Origin of the sequence: Streptomyces sp. SID13666 (assembly GCF_010548325.1) — a bacterium.
Lineage (GTDB): Bacteria > Actinomycetota > Actinomycetes > Streptomycetales > Streptomycetaceae > Actinacidiphila > Actinacidiphila fildesensis.
Window position 1 is genome coordinate 42062 of sequence record NZ_JAAGLX010000043.1, and the last position, 21758, is coordinate 63819.

22 protein-coding genes and 1 riboswitch are annotated in these 21758 nt (G+C 70.8%); of the genes, 11 read left to right on the top strand and 11 right to left on the bottom strand.

All coding sequences use genetic code 11. The features are described 5' to 3' along the window. Positions 1 to 59: 59 nt before the first annotated feature. Positions 60 to 1355 carry an extracellular solute-binding protein gene (locus G3I60_RS35405; protein WP_138350916.1) on the bottom strand — a complete coding sequence of 432 codons (1296 nt, stop codon included), beginning with the start codon at positions 1353 to 1355 and terminating at the stop codon, positions 60 to 62. Positions 1356 to 1675: 320 nt separating this feature from the next. Between G3I60_RS35405 and G3I60_RS35410 the strand changes: the two genes are divergently transcribed. The 3 genes from G3I60_RS35410 (at position 1676) to mctP (ending at position 4544) form a co-directional block, all read left to right on the top strand. After that, complete coding sequence (locus G3I60_RS35410) at positions 1676 to 2458, top strand: GntR family transcriptional regulator (protein WP_138351076.1); 783 nt, start codon at positions 1676 to 1678, stop codon at positions 2456 to 2458. A gap of 179 nt (positions 2459 to 2637) precedes the next feature. Then, positions 2638 to 2904, top strand: coding sequence for a DUF3311 domain-containing protein (locus G3I60_RS35415; RefSeq protein WP_138350917.1), 267 nt, complete (start codon positions 2638 to 2640; stop codon positions 2902 to 2904). Beyond that, positions 2901 to 4544 (top strand): monocarboxylate uptake permease MctP, encoded by a 1644-nt coding sequence (gene mctP, locus G3I60_RS35420; RefSeq protein WP_164298777.1) that lies wholly within the window; start codon positions 2901 to 2903, stop codon positions 4542 to 4544. The genes G3I60_RS35415 and mctP overlap by 4 nt, the downstream gene beginning before the upstream one ends. Before the next feature lie 46 nt (positions 4545 to 4590). Here mctP and G3I60_RS35425 read toward each other — a convergent pair whose 3' ends face one another. Further along, complete coding sequence (locus G3I60_RS35425) at positions 4591 to 5565, bottom strand: helix-turn-helix domain-containing protein (protein WP_138350919.1); 975 nt, start codon at positions 5563 to 5565, stop codon at positions 4591 to 4593. 88 nt (positions 5566 to 5653) lie between these two features. Here G3I60_RS35425 and G3I60_RS35430 point away from each other — a divergent pair, with 88 nt between their 5' ends. From G3I60_RS35430 to G3I60_RS35445, 4 genes are all read left to right on the top strand, one after another. Then, complete coding sequence (locus G3I60_RS35430) at positions 5654 to 5857, top strand: hypothetical protein (protein WP_164298779.1); 204 nt, start codon at positions 5654 to 5656, stop codon at positions 5855 to 5857. Between the two features lie 55 nt (positions 5858 to 5912). Continuing rightward, the gene (locus G3I60_RS35435) at positions 5913 to 6407 is read left to right on the top strand and encodes a GNAT family N-acetyltransferase (RefSeq protein WP_164298781.1); all 495 of its coding nucleotides are present in this window, start codon (positions 5913 to 5915) and stop codon (positions 6405 to 6407) included. A gap of 64 nt (positions 6408 to 6471) precedes the next feature. Next, positions 6472 to 6603: riboswitch (cobalamin riboswitch) on the top strand. 148 nt (positions 6604 to 6751) lie between these two features. Then, positions 6752 to 9109, top strand: coding sequence for a ribonucleoside-diphosphate reductase subunit alpha (locus G3I60_RS35440; protein WP_343241857.1), 2358 nt, complete (start codon positions 6752 to 6754; stop codon positions 9107 to 9109). A 125-nt stretch (positions 9110 to 9234) separates the two neighbouring features. Next, positions 9235 to 10191 (top strand): ribonucleotide-diphosphate reductase subunit beta, encoded by a 957-nt coding sequence (locus G3I60_RS35445; protein ID WP_239070650.1) that lies wholly within the window; start codon positions 9235 to 9237, stop codon positions 10189 to 10191. Between the two features lie 89 nt (positions 10192 to 10280). On the opposite strand, the gene def is transcribed toward G3I60_RS35445, so the two are convergent. From def to G3I60_RS35490, 9 genes are all read right to left on the bottom strand, one after another. Next, entirely contained in the window at positions 10281 to 10937 is a 657-nt protein-coding gene (def, locus tag G3I60_RS35450) for a peptide deformylase (RefSeq protein ID WP_138350924.1), read from the bottom strand. Between the two features lie 62 nt (positions 10938 to 10999). Next, complete coding sequence (locus G3I60_RS35455; RefSeq protein ID WP_138350925.1) at positions 11000 to 11995, bottom strand: hypothetical protein; 996 nt, start codon at positions 11993 to 11995, stop codon at positions 11000 to 11002. Positions 11996 to 12012: 17 nt separating this feature from the next. Beyond that, positions 12013 to 12135, bottom strand: a complete 123-nt coding sequence (locus G3I60_RS46590) for a biotin/lipoyl-binding protein (protein ID WP_275406023.1) — start codon at positions 12133 to 12135, stop codon at positions 12013 to 12015. 89 nt (positions 12136 to 12224) lie between these two features. Then, positions 12225 to 13568 carry an HD domain-containing protein gene (locus G3I60_RS35465; RefSeq protein WP_343241858.1) on the bottom strand — a complete coding sequence of 448 codons (1344 nt, stop codon included), beginning with the start codon at positions 13566 to 13568 and terminating at the stop codon, positions 12225 to 12227. Between the two features lie 122 nt (positions 13569 to 13690). After that, on the bottom strand, positions 13691 to 15091 hold the full coding sequence (locus G3I60_RS35470) for an HD-GYP domain-containing protein (protein WP_138351077.1): 1401 nt from the start codon (positions 15089 to 15091) through the stop codon (positions 13691 to 13693). A gap of 207 nt (positions 15092 to 15298) precedes the next feature. Further along, on the bottom strand, positions 15299 to 15622 hold the full coding sequence (rsrA, locus tag G3I60_RS35475; protein ID WP_138350928.1) for a mycothiol system anti-sigma-R factor: 324 nt from the start codon (positions 15620 to 15622) through the stop codon (positions 15299 to 15301). After that, positions 15619 to 16461, bottom strand: coding sequence for a sigma-70 family RNA polymerase sigma factor (locus G3I60_RS35480; protein WP_164299498.1), 843 nt, complete (start codon positions 16459 to 16461; stop codon positions 15619 to 15621). The genes rsrA and G3I60_RS35480 overlap by 4 nt, the downstream gene beginning before the upstream one ends. 64 nt (positions 16462 to 16525) lie before the next feature. Continuing rightward, positions 16526 to 17191 (bottom strand): alpha/beta family hydrolase, encoded by a 666-nt coding sequence (locus tag G3I60_RS35485; protein ID WP_164299500.1) that lies wholly within the window; start codon positions 17189 to 17191, stop codon positions 16526 to 16528. A gap of 14 nt (positions 17192 to 17205) precedes the next feature. Beyond that, positions 17206 to 18021 (bottom strand): SOS response-associated peptidase, encoded by an 816-nt coding sequence (locus G3I60_RS35490; RefSeq protein WP_164299502.1) that lies wholly within the window; start codon positions 18019 to 18021, stop codon positions 17206 to 17208. A 54-nt stretch (positions 18022 to 18075) separates the two neighbouring features. On the opposite strand from G3I60_RS35490, the gene G3I60_RS35495 reads away from it, so the two are divergent. From G3I60_RS35495 to G3I60_RS35510, 4 genes are all read left to right on the top strand, one after another. Then, a complete protein-coding gene (locus tag G3I60_RS35495) occupies positions 18076 to 18789 on the top strand; it encodes a M50 family metallopeptidase (RefSeq protein WP_138350932.1) in 714 nt (237 codons plus the stop codon). A 112-nt stretch (positions 18790 to 18901) separates the two neighbouring features. After that, a complete protein-coding gene (gene aroA / locus G3I60_RS35500; RefSeq protein ID WP_164299504.1) occupies positions 18902 to 20239 on the top strand; it encodes a 3-phosphoshikimate 1-carboxyvinyltransferase in 1338 nt (445 codons plus the stop codon). Positions 20240 to 20246: 7 nt separating this feature from the next. Further along, positions 20247 to 21251 (top strand): ribosome small subunit-dependent GTPase A, encoded by a 1005-nt coding sequence (gene rsgA, locus G3I60_RS35505; protein WP_138350934.1) that lies wholly within the window; start codon positions 20247 to 20249, stop codon positions 21249 to 21251. A 161-nt stretch (positions 21252 to 21412) separates the two neighbouring features. Beyond that, a complete protein-coding gene (locus tag G3I60_RS35510; protein WP_138351078.1) occupies positions 21413 to 21736 on the top strand; it encodes a multidrug efflux SMR transporter in 324 nt (107 codons plus the stop codon). The last annotated feature ends 22 nt before the right edge of the window (positions 21737 to 21758 follow it).

Genomic DNA, 21758 nt, shown 5'->3' on the forward strand with positions numbered 1-21758 from the left:
CGTGGACCGTCCGCGCTCGCAGCGCCTGTTTCCCCGCCCCCCACGGGCGAGGCCTGGGATCAGGAGGCGTTGTTGATCAGCGAGTTGATCTTGTCGTCGGCCGCCTTGGTGGCGTCGGCGATGGACTTGCCCTTGATGATGTCGAGCAGCATGTTCTTGAGGATGTTCTGCTTCTCGATCGTGGCCCAGCCCGGAGCGATCGGGGTGAACCAGGCGTCGGGCACCGCGTTGGCGATCGGCGCGGTGGCCGGGTCCGACTTCAGCGGCTCGAGCTGCTTGGTGTTGTTCGGGAGGATCTTCTTGCTGGCCAGTACGGCCTCGGACTTCTCGCTGGTGAAGCTGGCGATCCACTCCTTGGCGAGGTCCTGGACCTTGGACTTGCCGACGACGGCGAGGTCCGAGCCACCGATGAAGGACGGCAGCGCCTTGCCGTTCGGGCCGGGCATACCGGCCGTCTTGATGGCGTCCTTCAGCTTCGGGTTGCCGGGCGCCTTGGTGTCGACGACGCTGCCGGACTCCCAGCCGTTGCCGTAGATCAGCGCGGTCTTCTCCTGGGCCATGACCGCGGCGTGGTCCGCCTCGTCCTTGGTCTTGTCACCGTGGTTGTACTTGTTGACCAGCTCGATGAAGTGCTTCAGACCTTCCTGGGCCTCCGGGGAGGACAGGGTGCCGGTCCACTTGCCGCCGTCGTACTTGGCGATCTGGCCGCCGTACGCCTTGACGTAGGACATGGCCGCGTACCAGTACTCGCCCGGCAGGTAGAGCGGCGAGTACGCCTTGTCGGCGCCCTTCGCGGCCGCGATCTTGTCCAGCGCGGCGGTCAGGTCGGTCTCGGTCTTCGGCAGGTCGGCGGAGCCGGTGGCGGCCTTGAAGACATCGGCGTTGTAGATCGCCACACGGGCACCGGCGTAGTACGGCACGCAGTAGAGCTTGCCCTGGTACGAGCAGGTGTCCTCGAGGCCCTTGATCCAGGTGGCCGAATTCTCGAACTTGGTCTTGTCGACCTCGGCGAGGGCACCGTTGAGGATGTAGGTCATGGTCTCGGTGTTGCCGAGCTCGACGACATCCGGGGCGCTGGAGCCGGAGAGCGCGGCGTCCAGCTTCTGGACCTTGTCGCTCCACTGCTGGTACTGCACCTTCACGGTGACGTTCGGGTACTTCGCCTTGAACTGGTCGTTGACGCTCTTGACCAGCTCCGGCCAGGTGCTCTGGGCGTCACTCATGAGCCAGACGGTCACGGTGTCCTTGCGGTCCGCCGGCTTCGCGGCCGTGTCGTCCTTCTTGTCGCTGCCACACGCTGCGACGCCCGCGATCATGGTCGCGACACCGATTGCCGCGATGAGCTTGCGCTTCATGCCACCCTCCTCAGGATGCCCGAAACCACCCCCCACCGCCCGAAAAGTCGGCTGCCGCGAGACACGGCAAATGCCGCGTCCTGCTTGTGGGTCTGGGATTGGTCTTTAATGGTTTAGACCAGTGAGCGCAGCTTGGCCTAGACCTTTAGGGGTGTCAAGGGTGTATAAGAAGCGCTGTTAGGTCTGTTATCGGACCGACACCTGAGGGGGACGTCACCTGCCATCGCCTCCCTGCACCACAGCAGCCCGTGCCACCATGTGAGCCGCGATAGACGGAGGAGCCGGTGACGGCAGCACGACAGCAGTCGGGAGTAGACGTCATGGACAGCGACGGGGGCGGCGGCACGCCGGCATCGGACGTGCCGGAAACGGCGGGCGCCGCCGGGCGCACCGCACGTGTGCCCAAGTACTACCGCCTCAAGCGACATCTGCTGGACATCACGCAGACGATGCCGCCCGGCACACCGGTCCCGCCCGAGCGCACGCTCGCGGCGGAATTCGACACCTCCCGCACCACCGTGCGGCAGGCCCTGCAGGAACTGGTCGTCGAGGGGCGCCTCGAACGCATCCAGGGCAAGGGCACCTTCGTCGCCAAGCCGAAGGTCTCCCAGGCACTGCAACTCACCTCGTACACGGAGGACATGCGCGCCCAGGGCCTGGAGCCCACATCACAGCTCCTGGACATCGGCTACATCACCGCGGACGACCGGCTCGCCGGCCTCCTCGACATGAAGACCGGCGGCCGGGTCCTGCGCATCGAGCGGCTGCGGCTCGCCAACAGCGAGCCGATGGCCATCGAGATCACCCATCTGTCGGCGAAGCGCTTCCCCGCGCTGCGCCGCAGCCTCGCCAAGTACACCTCTCTGTACACGGCGCTGGCGGAGGTCTACGACGTACGGCTGGCCGAGGCCGAGGAGACCATCGAGACCTCGCTGGCCACACCCCGGGAGGCCGGCCTGCTCGGCACGGACGTCGGCCTGCCGATGCTCATGCTGTCCCGGCACTCCATCGACACCACGGGCGAACCGGTCGAATGGGTGCGTTCCGTCTACCGCGGCGACCGGTACAAGTTCGTCGCCAGGCTGAGCCGCCCCACCGACTGACCACCGACCGACCGCCGGGCCGCATTCCGGCCGAACCGGCTCCGATCCACCCGATTCCCCTCTCGTCCGGAATCGAGTCCGTACCGATATACGGACCGCTAGTGACGTGTGGCGGAGTGCTGCCCTAGATTTCCTGCGCATTACGCAGGAGATTCGCTCTAGGGGACGGAGCCGAGAAGATGTCAGCACCACCGGAAACATCACCCACGCCCAACCGCACACCGGTCGTCACACCTTCGCGTGTGGTGGCCGGTGTATGCCTGGTCATCCCGTTGGTCGCGATGCTGTGGGTCAGCTCCTACGCGCGTCTGACGCCGGAGTTCATCGGCATCCCGTTCTTCTACTGGTACCAGATGGCCTGGGTCTTCATCTCGGCCGGACTGACCACGATCGCCTACCTCCTGGTCCGCCGTGAGGAACGCGCACGCAAGGGGGCCGCGTCATGACCGGTGGAGTCAACGGTGTGGCGCTCGGCGTCTTCATCTTCTTCTTCGTGGCGGTCACCGTCCTCGGCTTCCTGGCGGCCCGCTGGCGGCGCGCCGACAACGCGCTGAGCCTGGACGAATGGGGCCTGGGCGGCCGGAGCTTCGGCACCTGGATCACCTGGTTCCTGCTCGGCGGCGACCTCTACACGGCGTACACCTTCGTCGCCGTCCCGGCGGCGATCTACGCGGCGGGCGCGGCCGGCTTCTTCGCGGTGCCGTACACGATCATCACGTACCCACTGGTCTTCCTCTTCCTGCCGCGGCTCTGGTCGATCTCCCACAAGCACGGCTACGTCACGTCCTCGGACTTCATCCGCGGCCGCTTCGGCTCCAAGGGCCTGTCGCTGGCGATGGCCGTCACCGGCATCCTCGCGACGATGCCGTACATCGCGCTGCAACTCGTCGGGATCCAGGCGGTCCTGGACGTGATGGGCGTGGGCGGCGGCGAGAACTCCAGCTGGTTCATGAAGGACCTGCCGCTGCTGATCGCGTTCGGGGTGCTCGCGGCGTACACGTACTCCTCGGGGCTGCGCGCGCCCGCGATGATCGCGTTCGTCAAGGACGCGCTGATCTACATCGTCATCGCGGTGGCGATCATCTACATCCCGTACAAACTGGGCGGGTTCGACGACATCTTCGACAAGGCGGGCAAGGCGTACGCCACCGTCAACCCGGCGACCGGGAAGCCCAAGGGCTCGCTGGTCTCCGGGCCGCAAGCGCAGTGGGCGTACGCGACCCTGGCGCTCGGCTCGGCCATGGCGCTGTTCCTGTACCCGCACTCGGTGACCGCGGTGCTGTCCGGCAAGAGCCGCAACGTCATCCGCCGCAACACCACCATCCTGCCGCTGTACTCCCTGATGCTGGGCCTGCTGGCGATGCTCGGCTTCATGGCGCTGGCGGCCGGCGTCGGTGTCGGGGTGAAGGGCTACAACCCGCAGACGGCGATCCCGCAGCTGTTCGAGAACATGTTCCCTGACTGGTTCGCGGGGGTGGCGTTCGCCGCGATCGGCATCGGCGCGCTGGTGCCCGCGGCCATCATGTCGATCGCCGCGGCGAACCTGTTCACCCGCAACATCTACAAGGACTTCATCAAGCCCGACGCGACCCCCGCGCAGGAGACCAAGGTCTCCAAGCTGGTGTCGCTGCTGGTGAAGGTCGGCGCGCTGATCTTCGTCCTCACCATGGACAAGACGGTCGCGATCAACTTCCAGCTGCTGGGCGGCATCTGGATCCTGCAGACCGTCCCGGCCATCGTCGGCGGGCTGTTCACCCGGTGGTTCCACCGCTGGGCGCTGCTGGCCGGCTGGGCCGCGGGCATGGTCTACGGCACCTGGAAGGCGTACGAGCAGCACACCCCGGCACAGACGCACTTCGCCGGGAACGCCGACCTGATCCCGTACATCGGCGAGAAGGGCTACATCGGCCTCACGGCCTTCGTGATCAACATAGTCGTGGCGGTCGTCCTGACCATTGTGTTCAAGGCGTTCAACGCGCCCGAGGGCGTCGACGAGACCTCGCCGTCCGACTACACGGCCGACTCCGGTGAGCCGGGCGTCAAGAAAGAGCTGCCGCTGGATCCCGAGTCGGCGGTTCTCAACTGATTTCTCCTGAACCGCCGGTTCCTCCGCGGTTCCCCGGGACCCGGTGTCACGCGCTCCGCGCGGGCACCGGGTCCCGGAACGTCCGGCGGTAGGCCTGCGGGGTGGTGCCCACCCACTGGGCGAAGTGATGGCGCAGGGTCGCCGCGCTGCCGAGGCCCGCGCGGGTGGCGATCGCCTCCATCGTCTCGTCCGTCCCCTCCAGCAACTCGCGCGCCAGCAGCACCCGCTGGCCCAGCAGCCAGCGGTACGGGGTGGTGCCCGTCTCCTGCTGGAAGCGGCGGGCGAACGTGCGCGGCGACATATGGGCGCGGGCGGCCAGCTCCTCGACGGTCACCTCACGGTCCAGATGGCGCTCCATCCAGCTGAGCACCGCGCCCACGGTGTCGCACCGGCCGCGCGGCAGTGGCCGGTCCACGTACTGCGCCTGCCCGCCCTCCCGGTGCGGCGGCACGACCATGCGCCGGGCGATGCCGGTGGCCACCGCGCTGCCCTGCTCCTTGCGGACCAGGTGCAGACAGGCGTCGATGCCCGCCGCCGTGCCGGCCGACGTGATCACCGGGTCGTCGTCCACGTACAGCACGTCCGCCTCGACCTGTGCGAGCGGGAAGCGGCGCGACAGCGCCTCGGTGTGCCGCCAGTGCGTGGTGCAGCTCCGGCCGTCCAGCAGCCCGGCCGCGCCCAGCACGAACGCTCCCGAGCACACGCTGAGCACCCGGCCGCCCCGCTCCACGGCGCCGCGCAGCGCGCGCAGCAGCTCCGGCGGGTACTCCGCCCGCTCGGGGTAGTCGCACCCGGCCGGGACGGCGATGAGGTCCGCCTCCTCCAGCCGGTCGACACCGTACGGCGTCGAGACGTCCATGCCGTTGTGCAGATGGACGGGGTGCTTCCCGATGCCGACGACGGCGAAGTCGTAGACGGGCAGCCCCTGCTCACTGCGGTCGATGCCGAAGACTTCACAGACAACGCCCAGTTCGAAGGCGTGTCCGCCGTCCATCAGAACCACTGCCACGTTTTCCAGCATGGTTCCAGCATCCCACTTGGCAGTAATTAGCAGTAGTGAGTCAGTCCTGCCACTCCCGTGGCGGAGCCGCCCGCCCGAAAATAGATGCATGAACACATTCCTCGGCCTCCTGGCCGCCACCGCCCTGATCCTCCTCGTCGCCCTGCCCGCCCTGATCGGCTTCCGCGTCGAGCTCCGCATCTCCCGCCAGATCCGCGCCGCGAGGGCCGCGGAGCGGCGTCACGAGGAGCAGTCGGCGTCGGCCCTCAGGTCGGCCGAGCCCACCCGCCGCGCCTTCAGCCCGGTCGTCTGAATGCACCCGCCGCACTCCGCGAAGGCCGGCGCCGGCCATGCGGCAGACTGCGGGGATGGACATCATCATCCGCCCCGCGCGCGCGGACGAGCTCGATGAGGCAGGCCGCATCACCGCCGACGCCTTCATCGCCGACGGCCACACCCAGCCGGACGGCCAGTACGCCCCGAAACTGCGCGATGCCCGCGCCCGCGCCGTCTCCGCGGAGGTGCTCGTCGCGGTCGACGCGGCGGACGACACGCTGCTCGGCTGCGTGACGTTCGCCCCTCCCGGCAGCCCCTGGGGCGACATAGCCCGGGACGGCGAGGCGGAGTTCCGGATGCTGGCCGTCGACCCGGCCGCGCGCGGCCGCGGCACCGGCGAGGCACTCGTCCTCTCGTGTGTGGAACGGGCCCGTGCCCTCGGCGTACGGCAACTGGTGATGTCCACCCAGCAGTCGATGACCGGCGCCCACCGCATCTACGAACGGCTCGGATTCCGGCGCACGCCGGACCGCGACTGGTCGCCCGTTCCGGACGTCCACCTCTTCACGTACGCCCTCCCGTTGTAACGCATACCGTCCACCGCGCAACACACCAGACACAACATCTGGGGTTAGCGCTGCGAGGCGCCACTAGATGTATGCTCAGGACCGCTGTCCACGCAGGGGAAGCCGGTGAGAATCCGGCACTGCCCCGCAACGGTGAGCGGTCGTGCCTGCGCACGCCCGCACAGTCCGGCCACCTGCTGACGGCGCATCCGGTCCTGCCTTCCGGGTGCAGTGTTGTCCGGGCCTCGCGGGTTGGGCCGGCGGACGCGATATGGCACACCCCTGCCCTGATGCGGTGTGCCCGAACGCGCCTGCTCCTCCCCCCTCGCGACGCCGTCGCCGCGTTCGAGGGAGAGAGCACCAACGTGACCATCGCGCCCGCAGCCCCCGCCTCAGCAGGAACCATCCTGCTGCACACCCTGACGGAACTGACCGTCGACCTCCCCGACACCGACCCCGGCCGGGTCGCCGCTGCCGCCCTCCGCGGCCGCAACGCCGGATCGGACGAGGCCGAACTGCGGGCGCTGGCCACCGAGGCTGCCGCCGGACTGATCTCCGAGGACCCCCAGTACAGCCGGCTCGCGGCCCGGCTGCTGGCCCGCGCGGTCGCCGACGAGGCGGCGGGGCAGGGCGCCGTCTCCTTCTCCGCCTCCATCGCCGTCGGGCACCGCGAAGGCCTGATCGCCGACGCCACGGCCGAGTTCGTCATGCTGCACGCCGCCCGCCTGGACGCGATGATCGACGACACCGCCGACGACCGCCTCGAGTACTTCGGCCTGCGCACCCTGCACAGCCGCTACCTGCTCCGGCACCCGATCACCCGCCAGGTCATCGAGACCCCGCAGCACTTCCTGCTGCGCGTCGCCTGCGGTCTGGCCGCGGACCACTCGGTGCGCGCCCTCGTCGAGGTCGGCGAGCTCTACGCGCTGACCAGCACGCTCTCCTACCTCCCCAGCTCCCCCACGCTCTTCAACTCCGGTACCCGGCACCCGCAGATGTCGTCGTGCTACCTGCTGGACTCCCCGCTCGACGAGCTGGACTCCATCTACGACCGCTACCACCAGGTCGCCCGGCTGTCGAAGCACGCCGGCGGCATCGGCATCCCGTTCAGCCGGATCCGCTCCCGCGGCTCGCTGATCCGCGGCACCAACGGGCACTCCAACGGCATCGTCCCGTTCCTGCGCACCCTCGACGCCTCCGTCGCCGCCGTCAACCAGGGCGGCCGGCGCAAGGGCGCCGCCGCCGTCTACCTGGAGACGTGGCACGCCGACATCGAGGAGTTCCTGGAGCTGCGCGACAACACCGGTGAGGAGGCCAGGCGTACGCACAACCTGAACCTCGCGCACTGGATCCCCGACGAGTTCATGCGCCGGGTGGACGCGGACACCGACTGGTCGCTGTTCTCCCCCGCCGACGTACCCGAGCTCGTCGACCTGTGGGGCGGCGACTTCGACGAGGCCTACCGCAAGGCCGAGTCCGCCGGTCTGGCCATCAAGACCATCCCGGCCCGCCAGCTCTACGCCCGGATGATGCGCACCCTCGCGCAGACCGGCAACGGCTGGCTGAACTTCAAGGACTCCGCCAACCGCACCGCCAACCAGACGGCGCTGCCCGGCAACGTGGTCCACTCCTCGAACCTGTGCACGGAGATCCTGGAGGTCTCCGACGACGGCGAGACCGCCGTCTGCAACCTCGGCTCGGTGAACCTCTCCGCGCACCTGGGCACCGACGGCGAGATGGACTGGGAGAAGCTCGACGCCACCGTCCGCACCGCCGTCACCTTCCTCGACCGCGTGGTGGACATCAACTTCTACCCGACCGACCAGGCCGGCGCGTCGAACTCCCGCTGGCGACCGGTGGGCCTGGGCCTGATGGGCCTGCAGGACGTCTTCTTCAAGCTGCGGCTGCCGTTCGACTCCGCCGAGGCGCGGACGCTGTCCACCCGCATCTCGGAGCGGATCATGCTCGCCGCGTACGAGGCGTCCGCCACCCTCGCCGAGCGGCACGGCCCGCACCCCGGCTGGGAGCAGACCCGTACCGCCCAGGGCGTGCTGCACCCCGACCACTACGACACCGCCGAGTCGCTCTGGCCGGAGCGCTGGGACGCGCTGCGCGCCCGGATCGCGAAGACCGGCATGCGCAACTCCCTGCTGCTGGCCATCGCGCCGACCGCGACGATCGCCTCGATCGCCGGTGTCTACGAGTGCATCGAGCCGCAGGTCTCCAACCTCTTCAAGCGCGAGACGCTGTCGGGTGAGTTCCTCCAGGTCAACTCCTACCTGGTGAACGAGCTCAAGGAGCTCGGCGTCTGGGACGCCCAGTCCCGCGAGGCGCTGCGCGAGTCCAACGGCTCCGTCGAGGGCTTCACCTGGATCCCGGCCGAGGTGCGCGCCCTGTACCGCACCGCCTGGGAGCTGCCGCAGCGCGCCCTGATCGACATGGCCGCGGCACGCACCCCGTACCTCGACCAGAGCCAGTCGCTGAACCTCTTCATGGCCTCGCCGACCATCGGCAAGCTCAGCTCGATGTACGCGTACGCCTGGAAGCAGGGCCTGAAGACCACGTACTACCTGCGGTCCCGGCCGGCCACCCGGATCGCCCGCGCCGCCGCGGCAGCACCGGCCGCCGCCGTGCCCGCGCCCATCCCCGTCCAGCAGACGACCGACGACGACGCCGTCGCCTGCTCCCTGGAAAACCCCGAGTCCTGCGAGGCCTGCCAGTAATGCCCAACCCGTCGCCCGACCTCCACCCCTCACCGACGGCGCTGCGCGCCGGCTCCTCTTCTCCCAACACGACGACGCACGAGAAGCACCTCCTCGACCCGGGCTTCGAGCTGACCCTGCGTCCGATGCGCTACCCGGAGTTCTACGAGCGCTACCACAACGCGATCAAGAACACCTGGTCCGTCGAGGAGGTCGACCTCCACTCCGACGTCGCCGACCTCGCCAAGCTCTCCCCCGGCGAGCAGCACATGATCGGCCGCCTCGTCGCGTTCTTCGCGACCGGTGACTCGATCGTCTCCAACAACCTCGTGCTCACGCTCTACAAGCACATCAACTCGCCCGAGGCCCGGCTCTACCTGTCCCGCCAGCTCTTCGAGGAGGCCGTGCACGTCCAGTTCTATCTGACGCTGCTCGACACGTACCTCCCCGATCCGGACGACCGGGCCGCCGCGTTCGACGCGGTCGAGAGCATCCCGTCGATCCGCGAGAAGGCGCAGTTCTGCTTCAAGTGGATGGACTCCGTCGAGAAGATCGACCGGCTGGAGTCGAAGTCCGACCGGCGCCGCTTCCTGCTCAACCTCATCTGCTTCGCGGCCTGCATCGAGGGGCTGTTCTTCTACGGCGCCTTCGCCTACGTCTACTGGTTCCGCTCGCGGGGCCTGCTGCACGGACTGGCGACCGGCACCAACTGGGTCTTCCGGGACGAGACCGGCCACATGGACGCGGCGTTCGCGTTCGTCGACACCGTCCGGGAGGAAGAGCCGGACCTCTTCGACGCGGAACTCGACCAGCAGATCACCGACATGATCCGCGAGGCCGTCGAGGCGGAGCTCCAGTTCGGCCGCGACCTCTGCGGTGACGGCCTGCCCGGCATGAACACCGAGTCGATGCGCGAGTACCTCCAGTGCGTCGCCGACCAGCGCCTCGCCCGGCTCGGCATCAAGCCGGTCTACGGCTCGGAGAACCCGTTCTCCTTCATGGAGCTCCAGGGCGTCCAGGAACTGACCAACTTCTTCGAACGCCGCGCCTCCGCCTACCAGGTGGCGGTCGAGGGCACGGTCGGCTTCGACGACGACTTCTAGTCACCACGACGGCCGGCCACCACGGCCGGCAACGCGTAAGGGCCCCGCTCCATGAGCGGGGCCCTTACGCGTGGTGCTGCGGGCGACGGTCAGTCGTTGGGGACCGTGGCGAACTTGGGGGTGGCTTCTTCCATCTGGCGCAGCACGTCCTTGCGGTCGCGCTTGGAGAGCCGGTCGATGTACAGGTAGCCGTACAGGTGGTCGGTCTCGTGCTGGAGGCAGCGGGCGAAGTAGCCGGTGCCCTCCAGGGCGATGGGGTTGCCCTTGAGGTCCTGGCCGCGGACGATCGCGTAGTCCGGGCGGGCCAGTTCCATGTAGGCGCCGGGCACCGAGAGGCAGCCCTCGTTGGAGTCGTCGAGCACGCGCCGGTCGGCGGGGATCTCGTCCAGGACGGGGTTGCAGACGGCGCCGGTGTGGCGCACGCCGTCGTCGTCCGGGCAGTCGTAGACGAAGACCTTGAGGTCGACGCCGATCTGGTTGGCGGCGAGGCCGACGCCCTCGGCGGCCTTCTGGCTCGCGAACATGTCGTCCACGAGGGCGGCGAGCGCGTCGTCGAACTCCGTGACGTCGCGGCACTCCTTGTGGAGCACCGGATTGCCCACGACGGTGATCGGGCGGGCCGTCCCGCGCTCGCGGTACGCCAGCTCGCGCGCCTCGGCGTCCGTGGTGTCGTCGAAGAACTCCGACGCTTCACCGTGCTCGTGCGCGTGCCGGTCCTGCTGCTTCTCGGTTTCCTGCTGCGACATGTTCCGCCGTACGCCTTCCCAATTCCGTCATAGACCCGTCAAGCGTACGGGGCCGCGCAAGGTCAGCAGACCTCCTCCAGATCACGCCAGTCCCGGGTGTCCGGGCTGTCCGCGATCCAGCTGTCGAGAAGGCCTCGTACGAGGGCGGCGGGCGCCGCTATCCCGCACTCACGTTCGGGGACCCAGAGGGAGCCCGCGCTGTGGTGGCTGAGGTGGCCGGGGTGGCCGGGTTCACCGTGGTCATGGGGGTCGCGGGAGGTCGCGGAGCCGTCATCGGTGGGCATCCGGCTCTCCGAGCAGGTACGGCAGAGCAGTCGCACGGAGGACGACCAGTCCTCGGCGGCGAAGCCGGCGTCGGCGGCCAGCCGCTCCAGGGCGTCCCGGTCGGCCGCGGTGGCGGCCTCCAGCAGGACCAGCCAGGTGGGCACCGGCGAGGGCGCCCACAGCTCGATCTCGTCGAACACCGGGTACACGGACTTCGCGGAGCCCTCCGCGGTGGCGCGCTCACCGTGCGGGACGCCGTCGTGCAGCACGACCTCGCCCCAGCGGCGGCCCGAGGACGGCAGCGGGATGCTCAGCACCTCGATCCTGGCCGGATCCAGCCGGCGGCCCCAGACGACCTCGGCCTCGCCCTCCGGCGACAGCCTGACGGCGGCGCTGCCCAGCGCCAGCCGGACCGCTTCCTCGGAGGCGCTCTCGGCGGAGCCGGACGGCAGCCGCAGCCCGTACGCCTGCCAGGAGCGGCGGGCCAGCGGCCAGTCCTGCAGGGCGGTGGCGGCGATGCCGAGGTTCCACCAGTCCGGGGCGCCGGAGTCGCGGTCCAGCAGGGCCACGGCACGCAGCCCGGCGGTGCGGGCCTGCTCCCAGTCGTGGCGGAACTTGTGCAGCAGCGCGAGGTTGTACCAGGACTCGGAGAGCCACGGTTCCATGTCGGCGGCGCGCGTCAGCAGCGCGCCCGCGTCCTCGTAGCGCCCGTCGCCGATGAGCGAGAAGGCGCGGTCGGTGGCCTGCCGCCACGTAGGGGAGGGCCGGTGCCGCACTCTGCCGAAGATCCTCACGATTCCCGCCTGCCTGCTCAGCCGATCACGGCCGGGACGTCGCCTTTCCGCACCACGTCCCCCTCGGACACTTTCAGCCCGGTGACGATTCCCGGCATCTCGGTGAGTACCGGGATTTCCCGCTCCACGGTCTCCAGCATGACGACGCTCCCGTCCCCCCGCAGGTTGTTCCCCCGCTCAGTGACAACCTTCCACATATCGGCCGGAGTCTCAGCCCGGATTCCGGTCCTCACCACTCCTCCTTGCCATCCCCAGCCGCATCCAACCATGCCGGTCGCGGGCGCCGCTCATTACCGTCCGGTTCCCCGCCGGCGGCCCGGGCCGGTCCGCCACGGGCGAGAACCCGGGTCAGCGCGTCCACGACGCCCGGATCGTAGTCCCGGGCGGTGGACAGCCGCAGCCGCTCCACGGCCGCCAGACGGCGGTCCAGGGCCGCCGTCCCGCCGGTCAGGTCCTCGTACGCGTTGACGGCGCGGACGATCCGGCCGGCAAGGGGCTGTTCGCGGTACGGGTCGGCCTGGCACTCGACGATCACCGCGACCTCGGCCGGAACGCCGGTCTGGCGGACCACGACACCGCCCAGCAGCGCGATACGGCGCCGCTCCTCGGGCTCCAGCGGCTCGGTGGCGCCGCCGGGGACGGGGTCGACGAGGGAGAGCTGGCCGATGTCGTGCATGAGGGCCGCGTACTCCAGGAGCAGCAGCTCACGCTGCGCCATCCCCAGTTCCCGGCCCACCTCCCGGCTGAGGGCGGTCACCCGGCGGGCGTGGCCCGTGGGCGTGTAGCCGGCGACCTCGGTGGCGCGTGCCAGGGAGGCGATCGTCTGCCGGTAGGTGGCCCGGATCGCGGCATGGCGGCGGAACGAGACCTGGGTGAGCAGCAGCGGAAGGCTGAAGACGGGCAGCGCCCACAGCCCGGCGACGCCGACCGCCAGGGCCATCACGACACCGCCGGCGCAGACGGCGGAGCCGATGGTGGGCAGGGCCCGCAGCTCGTCACGCAGGACGGGCGCGAAGGGGTGGCCGGTTCTGGCGGCGGCGAGGGTGGCGGCCAGCACCGCGTCGCACAGGGCGGTGAGCGCGAGCAGCGCGAACAGGAACAGCGCGTAGAGCGGACCGGGGTCGAAGAAGCGCTGCAGCAGGCCGGAGTTGTAGAGCGGCTGGAAACAGGTGGCGGCGAAGGCCACGGCGAGGACGCGGCGGGCGGCGTTGTCCAGGGAGCGCGGGTCCGCGGTGTCCTGGGTGCAGCGGGCCGCACGGACGGTGCGGGGGCCGGGCAGCGCGTTGGCCAGCCGGCCGAGTGCGGCGGCCACCACGACGACCGCGACGACCTGCAGGACTCCGTGCGAGGTCGGGACGCCGTCCGCCTCGCCGAGCAGCGCGTACGCCAGCGCGCCCGCGGTGGCCAGCGGCGCCGCCTCGCGGTCACCGGGCAGCGGGATCCGGGCCGCCTCCCCCACCGCGATCAGCGCTCCGAAGGCGGTGGCCGTCGCGGGCTCGGCGACACCGGCCCACGCCGTCCAGCCGATCGCCACGGCGGTGAGCAGCGCGGTCGCCGCGTAGGCCGCTCCCACGACGAGCGGGGTACGCGGGCGGGCTCCGGCGCGGGCCGCGGCCCGGCCGGGCCGTCCGTGCCGGAGCCTGCGGCTGGGGGGCCATCGGGGTGGCCGGGCCGCGGGATCGTCACGGGGGGACGTCATGGCCGGCGGTCCGGAGCGGCGCCCGTGGCGGTGCGGCCGGCGGCGCGCGGCAGCGGGAGGGCGGGCTCGGCGGCGCCCGGCGTGGGCATGCCGGGTACGTCGGCCGTCGCGGTGGGGGTCCAGACGTGCCGGTCGAGGGCGTGGATGAGGCCGCTGACCATGGCCGGGTCGAACTGGGTCCCGGCGCAGCGGCGGAGTTCGGCCAGCGCCTCGTCGACGCCCCTGGCCCGGCGGTAGCTGCGGGTGGAGGTCATGGCGTCGAAGGCGTCGGCGACGGCCACGACGCGGGCGAACTCGGGGATCTGGTCGCCGGTCAGCCCGAACGGGTAGCCGCTGCCGTCGATCCGTTCGTGGTGGTGCAGGATCGCGGCGCGCGCCTCGCCGAGGAACGCGATGCCGCGCACCACCTCGTGGCCGTACTCCGGGTGCAGTTCGATCACCCGGCGCTCCTCGGGGGTGAGCGGCCCGTCCTTGCGCAACAGCCGGGTCGGAACGCCGATCTTGCCGATGTCGTGCAGGATCCCGGCGAAGCGCAGCGCGTCGACCCGGTCCTCGGCCATACCGATCTCGCGGGCGATGAACACCGAGGCGCGGCCCACGCGTTCGCTGTGGCCGCGCGTGTAGCGGTCCTTGATCTCGACGGCCTGCACGAGGGCCCGGACGGTCGCCCGGTGCGCGGTGTGTTCGCGGTGGACCTGCGCGAAGACCCAGCAGGAGATGTGCATGGGGAGCAGCACCAGTACGGCGGCGAAGGCCCCGTACGAGCCGCGCCACAGCGCCGCCATCATCAGCCCGACCATCCCGTAGGTCAGGTGCGGTGCGATCGAGCCCAGCAGCGGGGTACCCCAGGCGGCGCGCGGCGGGCAGCGCTCGGCGGTGACGAGCACCCCGCCGACGAGGGTGGTGGCCACCACGCAGAAGGTGAGCGCGGCAGCGGCGGCCGGGAGCAGCAGGTAAGGGAAGTCGAGTTCGTCCAGGGCGCGTTCGCCGCCCAGCAGCCGCTGCGCGTGGCCGGCGGCGAAGGTGGCGACGGCGAGCTGGCCGGCGCGCCAGCAGCGCCGCAGCCAGCGCGGGCTCTGCCCGACCCGGCCGGCCAGCGATCCCGGCAGGGCGACGAGCGCGGCGGCGGACGGCGGCAGCATCAGCGCCGCGGCGAGCAGTACGGGGTAGAACGAGCCGATCCCGGCGGGCGCCTCACGTCCGGGGTCCCGGCCCGCGGCCGACAGGGTCCCGCGTCCCGGGGGCAGAAAGCCGATCTCGCAGACCGCGTACAGGACGGCGAGGACGGCGACCGTCGCCCAGGGCGTCCGGCCGTCCAACGCCGGGGCCGCGCATAAGCAGGCGGTGAGCAGCACCACGGCGATGTAGCCGCGGGCCGCCGGCGGCAGGGTCCGCAGACTCACCCGGATCCTCGACCGCAGGCCGTCCGCCCTGATCGCCGACCGCAGGCCGTCCGCCCGGATCCTCGAATCCAGCACCTTGCCTCCCAGTGCCTGCGACGGGCGCGGCCCGACCCCCGTTGAATCCTCGGAGGATAGGGCCGCGCCCGTCGGGCGGGAGACCGATATGCGGTTTGGGCGGAATGGGCCTGTCGTCAGTCACCCCTACGGGTGAGCTTCGGCTCCGCTCCCGGCGATGATCTCGGGTGCCTGTTCCGGCACCGGTGAGATCTCGCCGGAACGGATCAGCTCGATCCGCATCATGACCTTCGACCGGAGGTCGGTGGGAACGTCGTCATGGCCGCAGCAGCGCTTGACGAGCTTCTTCACCGCCTGCTCGAGGCCGTACTTCTCCAAGCACGGGTGGCACTCGTCGAAGTGCTCCCTGAACTTGGCGCAGGCGTCGTCGGACATCTCCTCGTCGAGGTACTCGTAGAGGTGGTCGAGTACCTCGGAGCAGTCCGTCTCATGTGCGTTGCCGCAGCTCATGTCCCTGAGCCCTTCTCGTCTCCCGCGCCGGCCGGGACGAGCCCGCGCTCACGGGCGTAGTCCTCGAGCATCGAGCGCAGCTGGCGCCGCCCGCGGTGCAGTCGGGACATCACCGTGCCGATGGGTGTCCCCATGATGTCCGCGATCTCCTTGTACGCAAAGCCCTCGACATCCGCGAGATAAACGGCGATACGGAATTCCTCGGGGATCGCCTGCAGCGCCGACTTCACATCGGAGTCGGGCAGATGGTCGAGCGCCTGGGACTCGGCCGAACGCAGGCCGGTCGACATGTGCGACTCGGCGCGTGCGAGCTGCCAGTCCTCGATCTCCTCCGAGCCGCTGCGCAGCGGCTCGCGCTGCTTCTTGCGGTAGGAGTTGATGAAGCTGTTGGTGAGAATGCGGTAGAGCCACGCCTTGAGGTTCGTTCCCTCACGGAACTGGTGGAAGGACGCGTACGCCTTCGCGTACGTCTCCTGCACCAGGTCCTCGGCGTCCGCGGGGTTGCGGGTCATCCGCAGCGCGGCCGAGTACATCTGGTCGAGGAAGGTGAGGGCGTCACGCTCGAAGCGCTCATTGCGCTCCGCGGAGCTCTCCTGTGCTTCCTCGCCGGCCGTGCCCGCAGCACCCGCTGTGCTGTCGTCGGTGCCGGTGACCGGAACCACCTCCTCCAAAACGGTCACGGGCCCAAAACCGGACCCGCTCGGTTCGGAGGATATCCCGCTGGAGATCGGCGTGCCGGGCGTGCCGGTCCTGCCGCCTGTCGCAGGCCACTGGGCCCAGTCCAGGTAGGGCGCCTTCGCCTTCGCGTTTGCGCGTGGCTGGCATGCGGCTGAAACCATGCGGCTGCCTTCCTCACTCTGCGTTTTCGTACCGGTGATCCGGACAACGCACGGATCACGGCCGTCATTCCCGCCGTTCCCGCGCCCGTGTGCGAACGGACGTGTGTCCGAGTGCGGACAGCCAGTCACCGACACCGTCCGTGATCACGGAGAGTGCGTCCTCCTGGGAGAGGTCGGCCCTCTTCGGGACGGCGAAGCCGTGGTCGGCGTACAGCACCGCGACGATCTCCGTCCCGGCGGGGAACTCCTCCGGCGGCCCGAACGGATCCCGGCCGCCCTGCACCACCAGCGTCGGAACGCCGGAGCCCAGCAGCTCGGCGGCCCGGGACTTCTCCGGCCGGCCCAGCGGATGCAGCGGGAACGACAGGGCCAGCACGGCGGCAGCACCCAGCTCCACAGCCGTGCGGCAGGCGACCCGGGCCCCGGCGCTGCGGCCGCCCGCGATCACCGGCAGGCCGGGCTCCGCCAGGACGGGCCACAGCGCGCGCCAGCCCACGTCCAGGGTCTTCGGCGCGGGCGCCACCTTCCTGCCCGCCACCCGCCACGGCTGCTCGACCAGCGCCACGGTCACGCCCAGGGCGGGCAGCGCGGCCGCCAGCGCGACCAGGTCGCGGGCCTCGATGCCGCCCCCTGCCCCGTGTCCCAGCGCGAGGACCGCCCGCGCCTTGCGCCCGCCGTCATGCCACGTCACGCGGGCCTCGCCCGCCGGTGTGTCGATCACCCGCCCCATCCTGCCGGTCCCGGTCAGAAAAGGGTTTCCTCCGCGGGGGCGGCGAGCGCGTCGGTCAGCTGCGGCCCGTTGTTCCTGACGTTGCTCACGTCCGTGCCGACCGGATACAACCGCACCGTTCCGGCCGGCGGCGGCACGAGCAGGCCGCGCAGCTCGTCGGGATCGGTGGTGGCCGGATCCAGCCAGGCGTCCCAGCGGTCCGGGGTCAGCATCAGCGGCATCCGGGGGTGGACGGCGGCCAAGGAGGCCGGTCCCTCGCCGGCGAATCCGGCGGGCGGGGTCTGCTCCGCCTCCGTCGTGATGACGGTGCAGGTGGACCACCACGCCTGCGGGTGGTCGTCAGGCAGCGTCCGGTCCCGCCAGAACTCGTACAGCCCGGCCATCGCCATCACCGAGCCGTCCGCGGGGGTCACGAAGTACGGCTGCTTGCGCGCCCGCTTCTTCTTCCCCTGCTCCTCCAGCTGCCGCTCGTCCTTCGCGGTCACCCACTCGTAGTAGCCGTCGGCGGGTATGAGGCAGCGGCGGGCGCTGAAGGGGCGGCGGAAGGACGGCTTCTCGTGCACCGTCTCCGCCCGTGCGTTGATCATCTTCACGCCGACGTCGGGGGTCTTCGCCCATGACGGCACCAGCCCCCAGCGCAGCTTGCGCAGCTGCCGTACCGGCTCGGGGGTCTCCGCGCCCTTCAGCGGGCGCTCCAGCACGACGCACACCGGATCCGTCGGCGCCACATTCCAGTTCGGCGCCAACTCCTCCTTCGGCTCCCGCTGTTGGACCTCGAAAAGAGCCGCCAGATCCTCGGGTTGCCGGCTCGCCGCATATCGACCACACATGAGTGCCAGACTGCCACGGCACTCCGACATGGCGCCGCACGTTGCAGGGGAACGATGGATATCAAGAGCTTCACGGAACTATGGGACCGCGTGGTCGGTACCCAGCCCGATCCGTCGGCCTGGCTGGTCGGCGGTACGGCGCTGATAGCGCTGGCCGCCGTGCTGCCGGACGGCATATGGCGGCTGAGCCGCAACGCGATCACCATCGCGCACGAGGGCGGCCACGGCCTGCTCGCGCTGCTCACCGGGCGCAGCCTGGAGGGCATCAGGCTGCACTCGGACACCTCGGGCCTCACCGTCTCGCGCGGCAAGCCCTCGGGGCTCGGCATGATCCTGACGGCCGCCGCCGGGTACACCGCGCCGCCGCTGCTGGGCCTGGCCGGGGCCGCGCTGCTGGCCGCCGGGCACATCACCGCGCTGCTGTGGGGGGCCACCGCGCTGCTGCTGGCGATGCTGATCATGATCCGCAACGCGTACGGGGCGCTCACGGTCGTGGTGACCGGTGCCGCGTTCCTGCTGGTCTCCTGGCTGACCGGACCGCAGGTGCAGGCGGCCTTCGCCTACCTCGTCGTCTGGTTCCTGCTGCTCGGCGGCTCGCGCCCGGTCTTCGAGCTGCAGCGCACCCGCAGACGCGAACGGTCGAACACCTCGGACGCGGACCAGCTGGGCCGGCTGACCCACACCCCGGTGGGCCTGTGGCTGCTGCTGTTCTACGCGACGGCCGTCTGCGCGCTCGTCGGTGGCGGGCGCTGGCTGCTCGGCCTGTGAGGCCGGTGGGCCCCACGGGGTCCTCGCCGGGCTCCGGAACGGCCCTCCGCGGCCTCCTGCCCGGCTCCCGCACTCCGGGCGGGGCCGCCGCCAGCCACTAGGCTTGGTGCCCATGACCGACAGTTCCCCGCACACCGCTCTCTGGCCCGCCCCCGTCGCCTCCGGCCCCGTCGACGCGACGGTCACTGTGCCCGGATCCAAATCGGTCACCAATCGCGCGCTGGTGCTCGCCGCGCACGCCTCCGAGCCCGGCTGGATCCGGCGCCCGCTGCGCAGCCGCGACACCGTGCTGATGGCGGACGCGCTGCGCGCCATGGGCGTGCAGATCGACGAGCAGGTGAACACGGGCGGCGGCGGTGAGGCCTGGCGGGTCATCCCGGCCGGGCTGCACGGCCCGGCGCGGATCGACGTCGGCAACGCCGGCACCGTCATGCGCTTCCTGCCGCCGGTCGCGGCGCTGGCCGACGGCCCGGTCCGCTTCGAGGGCGACCCCCGGGCGTACGAGCGGCCGCTGCAGGGCGTGATCGACGCGCTGCGCACGCTGGGCGCCCGGATCGACGACGAGGGACGCGGCGCGCTGCCGCTGACCGTGCAGGGCGCCGGCTCGCTGTCCGGCGGGCCGGTGGAGGTCGACGCCTCGTCGTCCTCACAGTTCGTGAGCGCGCTGCTGCTGTCGGGACCGCGCTTCAACCAGGGTCTCGAGCTGCGGCACACCGGCCGCACGCTCCCCTCCCTCCCCCACATCCGCATGACGATCGACATGCTGCGGGTCGCGGGCGCCAAGGTGGACGCCCCGCAGGACGGCGGCGAGCCGAACGTCTGGCGGGTAGCACCGAGCGCGCTGCTCGGCCGGGACCTGACGGTGGAGCCGGACCTGTCGAACGCGGCGCCGTTCCTGGCTGCGGCGCTGGTCACCGGCGGCCGGGTCACCGTGCCGGACTGGCCCGAGCGGACCACCCAGCCGGGCGACGCCCTGCGGGAGATCTTCACCCGCATGGGCGGTGCGTGCGAGCTGACCGAGCAGGGGCTGACGTTCACCGGCACCGGCCGGATCCTGGGCATCACCGCGGACCTGCACGAGGTCGGCGAGCTGACGCCCGTCATCGCGGCGGTCGCCGCGCTGGCCGGGTCGGAGTCCGTGCTGTCCGGGGTCGCGCATCTGCGGCTGCACGAGACGGACCGCCTCGCGGCGCTCGTCACCGAGATCAACGGTCTGGGCGGCGAGGCCACCGAGACCGAGGACGGACTGCGGATCCGGCCCCGCGCGCTGCGCGGCGGGGTCTTCCACACCTACGAGGACCACCGGCTGGCGACGGCGGCGGCCGTGCTCGGCCTGGCCGTGCCCGGCGTCCTGGTGGAGAACGTCGCCACCACCGCCAAGACGCTCCCGGAGTTCCCTGAACTGTGGACCGAGATGCTCGGGACCCCCGTCACGGCGGGGCGGGGCTGACCGCGCCATGCGTCGCTACGGCAAGAACCCCGACGAGGACGACATCCGGGTCCGCCCGAACACCAAGGGCAACCGTCCCCGCACCAACATCCGGCCGAAGCACGAGGACGCGGCCGAGGGCATGGTCCTCACCGTGGACCGCGGCCGGCTGCACGTCCTGATCGAGGACCGCACCATCGTCGCGATGAAAGCCCGCGAACTGGGCCGCAAGAGCGCCGTGGTGGGCGACCGCGTCGCGGTCGTCGGCGACCTGAGCGGCGGCAAGGACACCCTGGCGCGCATCGTGCGGGTCGAGCCGCGCAAGTCCGTGCTGCGGCGCACCGCCGACGACGACGATCCGTACGAACGCGTGGTCGTCGCCAACGCCGACCAGCTCGCGATCGTCACCGCGCTGGCCGATCCCGAGCCGCGCCCCCGCATGATCGACCGCTGTCTGGTGGCGGCGTACGACGCGGGCCTGGAGCCGCTGCTCGTGCTGACCAAGTCCGATCTGGCGTCGGCGGACACGCTGCTGGAGACGTACGCGACGCTGGGCGTCTCCTATGTGGTCACCACCCGGGACGACTTCCTGACCGGCGGGGTGGACGCGGTCCGCGAGCGCCTCAAGGGCCGGATCACCGCGTTCGTCGGGCACAGCGGTGTCGGCAAGACCACCCTGGTGAACGCGCTCGTCGAGCGGCAGCGCGCCACCGGCATCGTCAACGCCGTCACCGGCCGCGGCCGGCACACCACCACGTCGGCGCTGGCCCTCCCGCTCCCCGGCGACGCCGACGGCTGGGTCGTGGACACCCCGGGCGTGCGCTCCTTCGGCCTGCACCACATCGATCCGTCGCGCGTCATCCTGGCCTTCCCCGAGCTGGTGGCCGGGACCGAGGAGTGCCCGCGCGGCTGCAGCCATGACGAACCCGAGTGCGCGCTGGACGCGTGGGTCGCCGCCGGTCACGCCGATCCGGCCCGGCTCGACTCGCTGCGTCGGCTGCTCGCGACCCGTGAACGCCGCGAGGGCGACTGATCCCTGGCGATCGTCCCCGGCGCTCTCGTTCGTCCGTTCGCCCGTTTGCCTCTTCACCCGAGGAACGTTGCCGCCATTTCGGGGCATGCTGTGTGATGATCCATCAGTCCGACAGCAGCGCCTCGGACGGCAGGCAGGGCGACGGAACGGGAGGCACCTCGATGGCATGGCTGCTCGTGGTGGTCGCAGGCATCCTGGAGACCGGCTTCGCGGTCTGTCTCAAGCTCTCCCACGGGTTCACCCGTCTGTGGCCGACGATCGCCTTCGCGGTCTTCGCCCTCGGGAGCTTCGGCCTGCTCACCCTGTCCCTGAAGAAGCTCGACGTCGGTCCCGCGTACGCGGTGTGGACGGGGATCGGCGCCTCGGGAACCGCCATCTACGGCATGGTCTTCCTCGGCGACATCGTCTCGACGCTCAAGATCGTCTCAATCTGCCTGGTCCTGGCGGGCGTTGTGGGTCTGCAGCTGTCGGGCTCCTCGCACTGACCGAAGGGGGCCGTCCGGCGGT

What these genes read in the sequence shown, in the direction of transcription:
- G3I60_RS35405 (WP_138350916.1), bottom strand. Translation starts at nt 1,355, where the DNA reads ATGAAGCGCAAGCTCATCGCGGCAATCGGTGTCGCGACCATGATCGCG.
- G3I60_RS35410 (WP_138351076.1), top strand. Translation starts at nt 1,676, where the DNA reads ATGGACAGCGACGGGGGCGGCGGCACGCCGGCATCGGACGTGCCGGAA.
- G3I60_RS35415 (WP_138350917.1), top strand. Translation starts at nt 2,638, where the DNA reads ATGTCAGCACCACCGGAAACATCACCCACGCCCAACCGCACACCGGTC.
- mctP (WP_164298777.1), top strand. Translation starts at nt 2,901, where the DNA reads ATGACCGGTGGAGTCAACGGTGTGGCGCTCGGCGTCTTCATCTTCTTC.
- G3I60_RS35425 (WP_138350919.1), bottom strand. Translation starts at nt 5,565, where the DNA reads ATGCTGGAAAACGTGGCAGTGGTTCTGATGGACGGCGGACACGCCTTC.
- G3I60_RS35430 (WP_164298779.1), top strand. Translation starts at nt 5,654, where the DNA reads ATGAACACATTCCTCGGCCTCCTGGCCGCCACCGCCCTGATCCTCCTC.
- G3I60_RS35435 (WP_164298781.1), top strand. Translation starts at nt 5,913, where the DNA reads ATGGACATCATCATCCGCCCCGCGCGCGCGGACGAGCTCGATGAGGCA.
- G3I60_RS35445 (WP_239070650.1), top strand. Translation starts at nt 9,235, where the DNA reads ATGCGCTACCCGGAGTTCTACGAGCGCTACCACAACGCGATCAAGAAC.
- def (WP_138350924.1), bottom strand. Translation starts at nt 10,937, where the DNA reads ATGTCGCAGCAGGAAACCGAGAAGCAGCAGGACCGGCACGCGCACGAG.
- G3I60_RS46590 (WP_275406023.1), bottom strand. Translation starts at nt 12,135, where the DNA reads ATGCTGGAGACCGTGGAGCGGGAAATCCCGGTACTCACCGAGATGCCG.
- rsrA (WP_138350928.1), bottom strand. Translation starts at nt 15,622, where the DNA reads ATGAGCTGCGGCAACGCACATGAGACGGACTGCTCCGAGGTACTCGAC.
- G3I60_RS35480 (WP_164299498.1), bottom strand. Translation starts at nt 16,461, where the DNA reads ATGGTTTCAGCCGCATGCCAGCCACGCGCAAACGCGAAGGCGAAGGCG.
- G3I60_RS35485 (WP_164299500.1), bottom strand. Translation starts at nt 17,191, where the DNA reads ATGGGGCGGGTGATCGACACACCGGCGGGCGAGGCCCGCGTGACGTGG.
- G3I60_RS35490 (WP_164299502.1), bottom strand. Translation starts at nt 18,021, where the DNA reads ATGTGTGGTCGATATGCGGCGAGCCGGCAACCCGAGGATCTGGCGGCT.
- G3I60_RS35495 (WP_138350932.1), top strand. Translation starts at nt 18,076, where the DNA reads ATGGATATCAAGAGCTTCACGGAACTATGGGACCGCGTGGTCGGTACC.
- aroA (WP_164299504.1), top strand. Translation starts at nt 18,902, where the DNA reads ATGACCGACAGTTCCCCGCACACCGCTCTCTGGCCCGCCCCCGTCGCC.
- rsgA (WP_138350934.1), top strand. Translation starts at nt 20,247, where the DNA reads ATGCGTCGCTACGGCAAGAACCCCGACGAGGACGACATCCGGGTCCGC.
- G3I60_RS35510 (WP_138351078.1), top strand. Translation starts at nt 21,413, where the DNA reads ATGGCATGGCTGCTCGTGGTGGTCGCAGGCATCCTGGAGACCGGCTTC.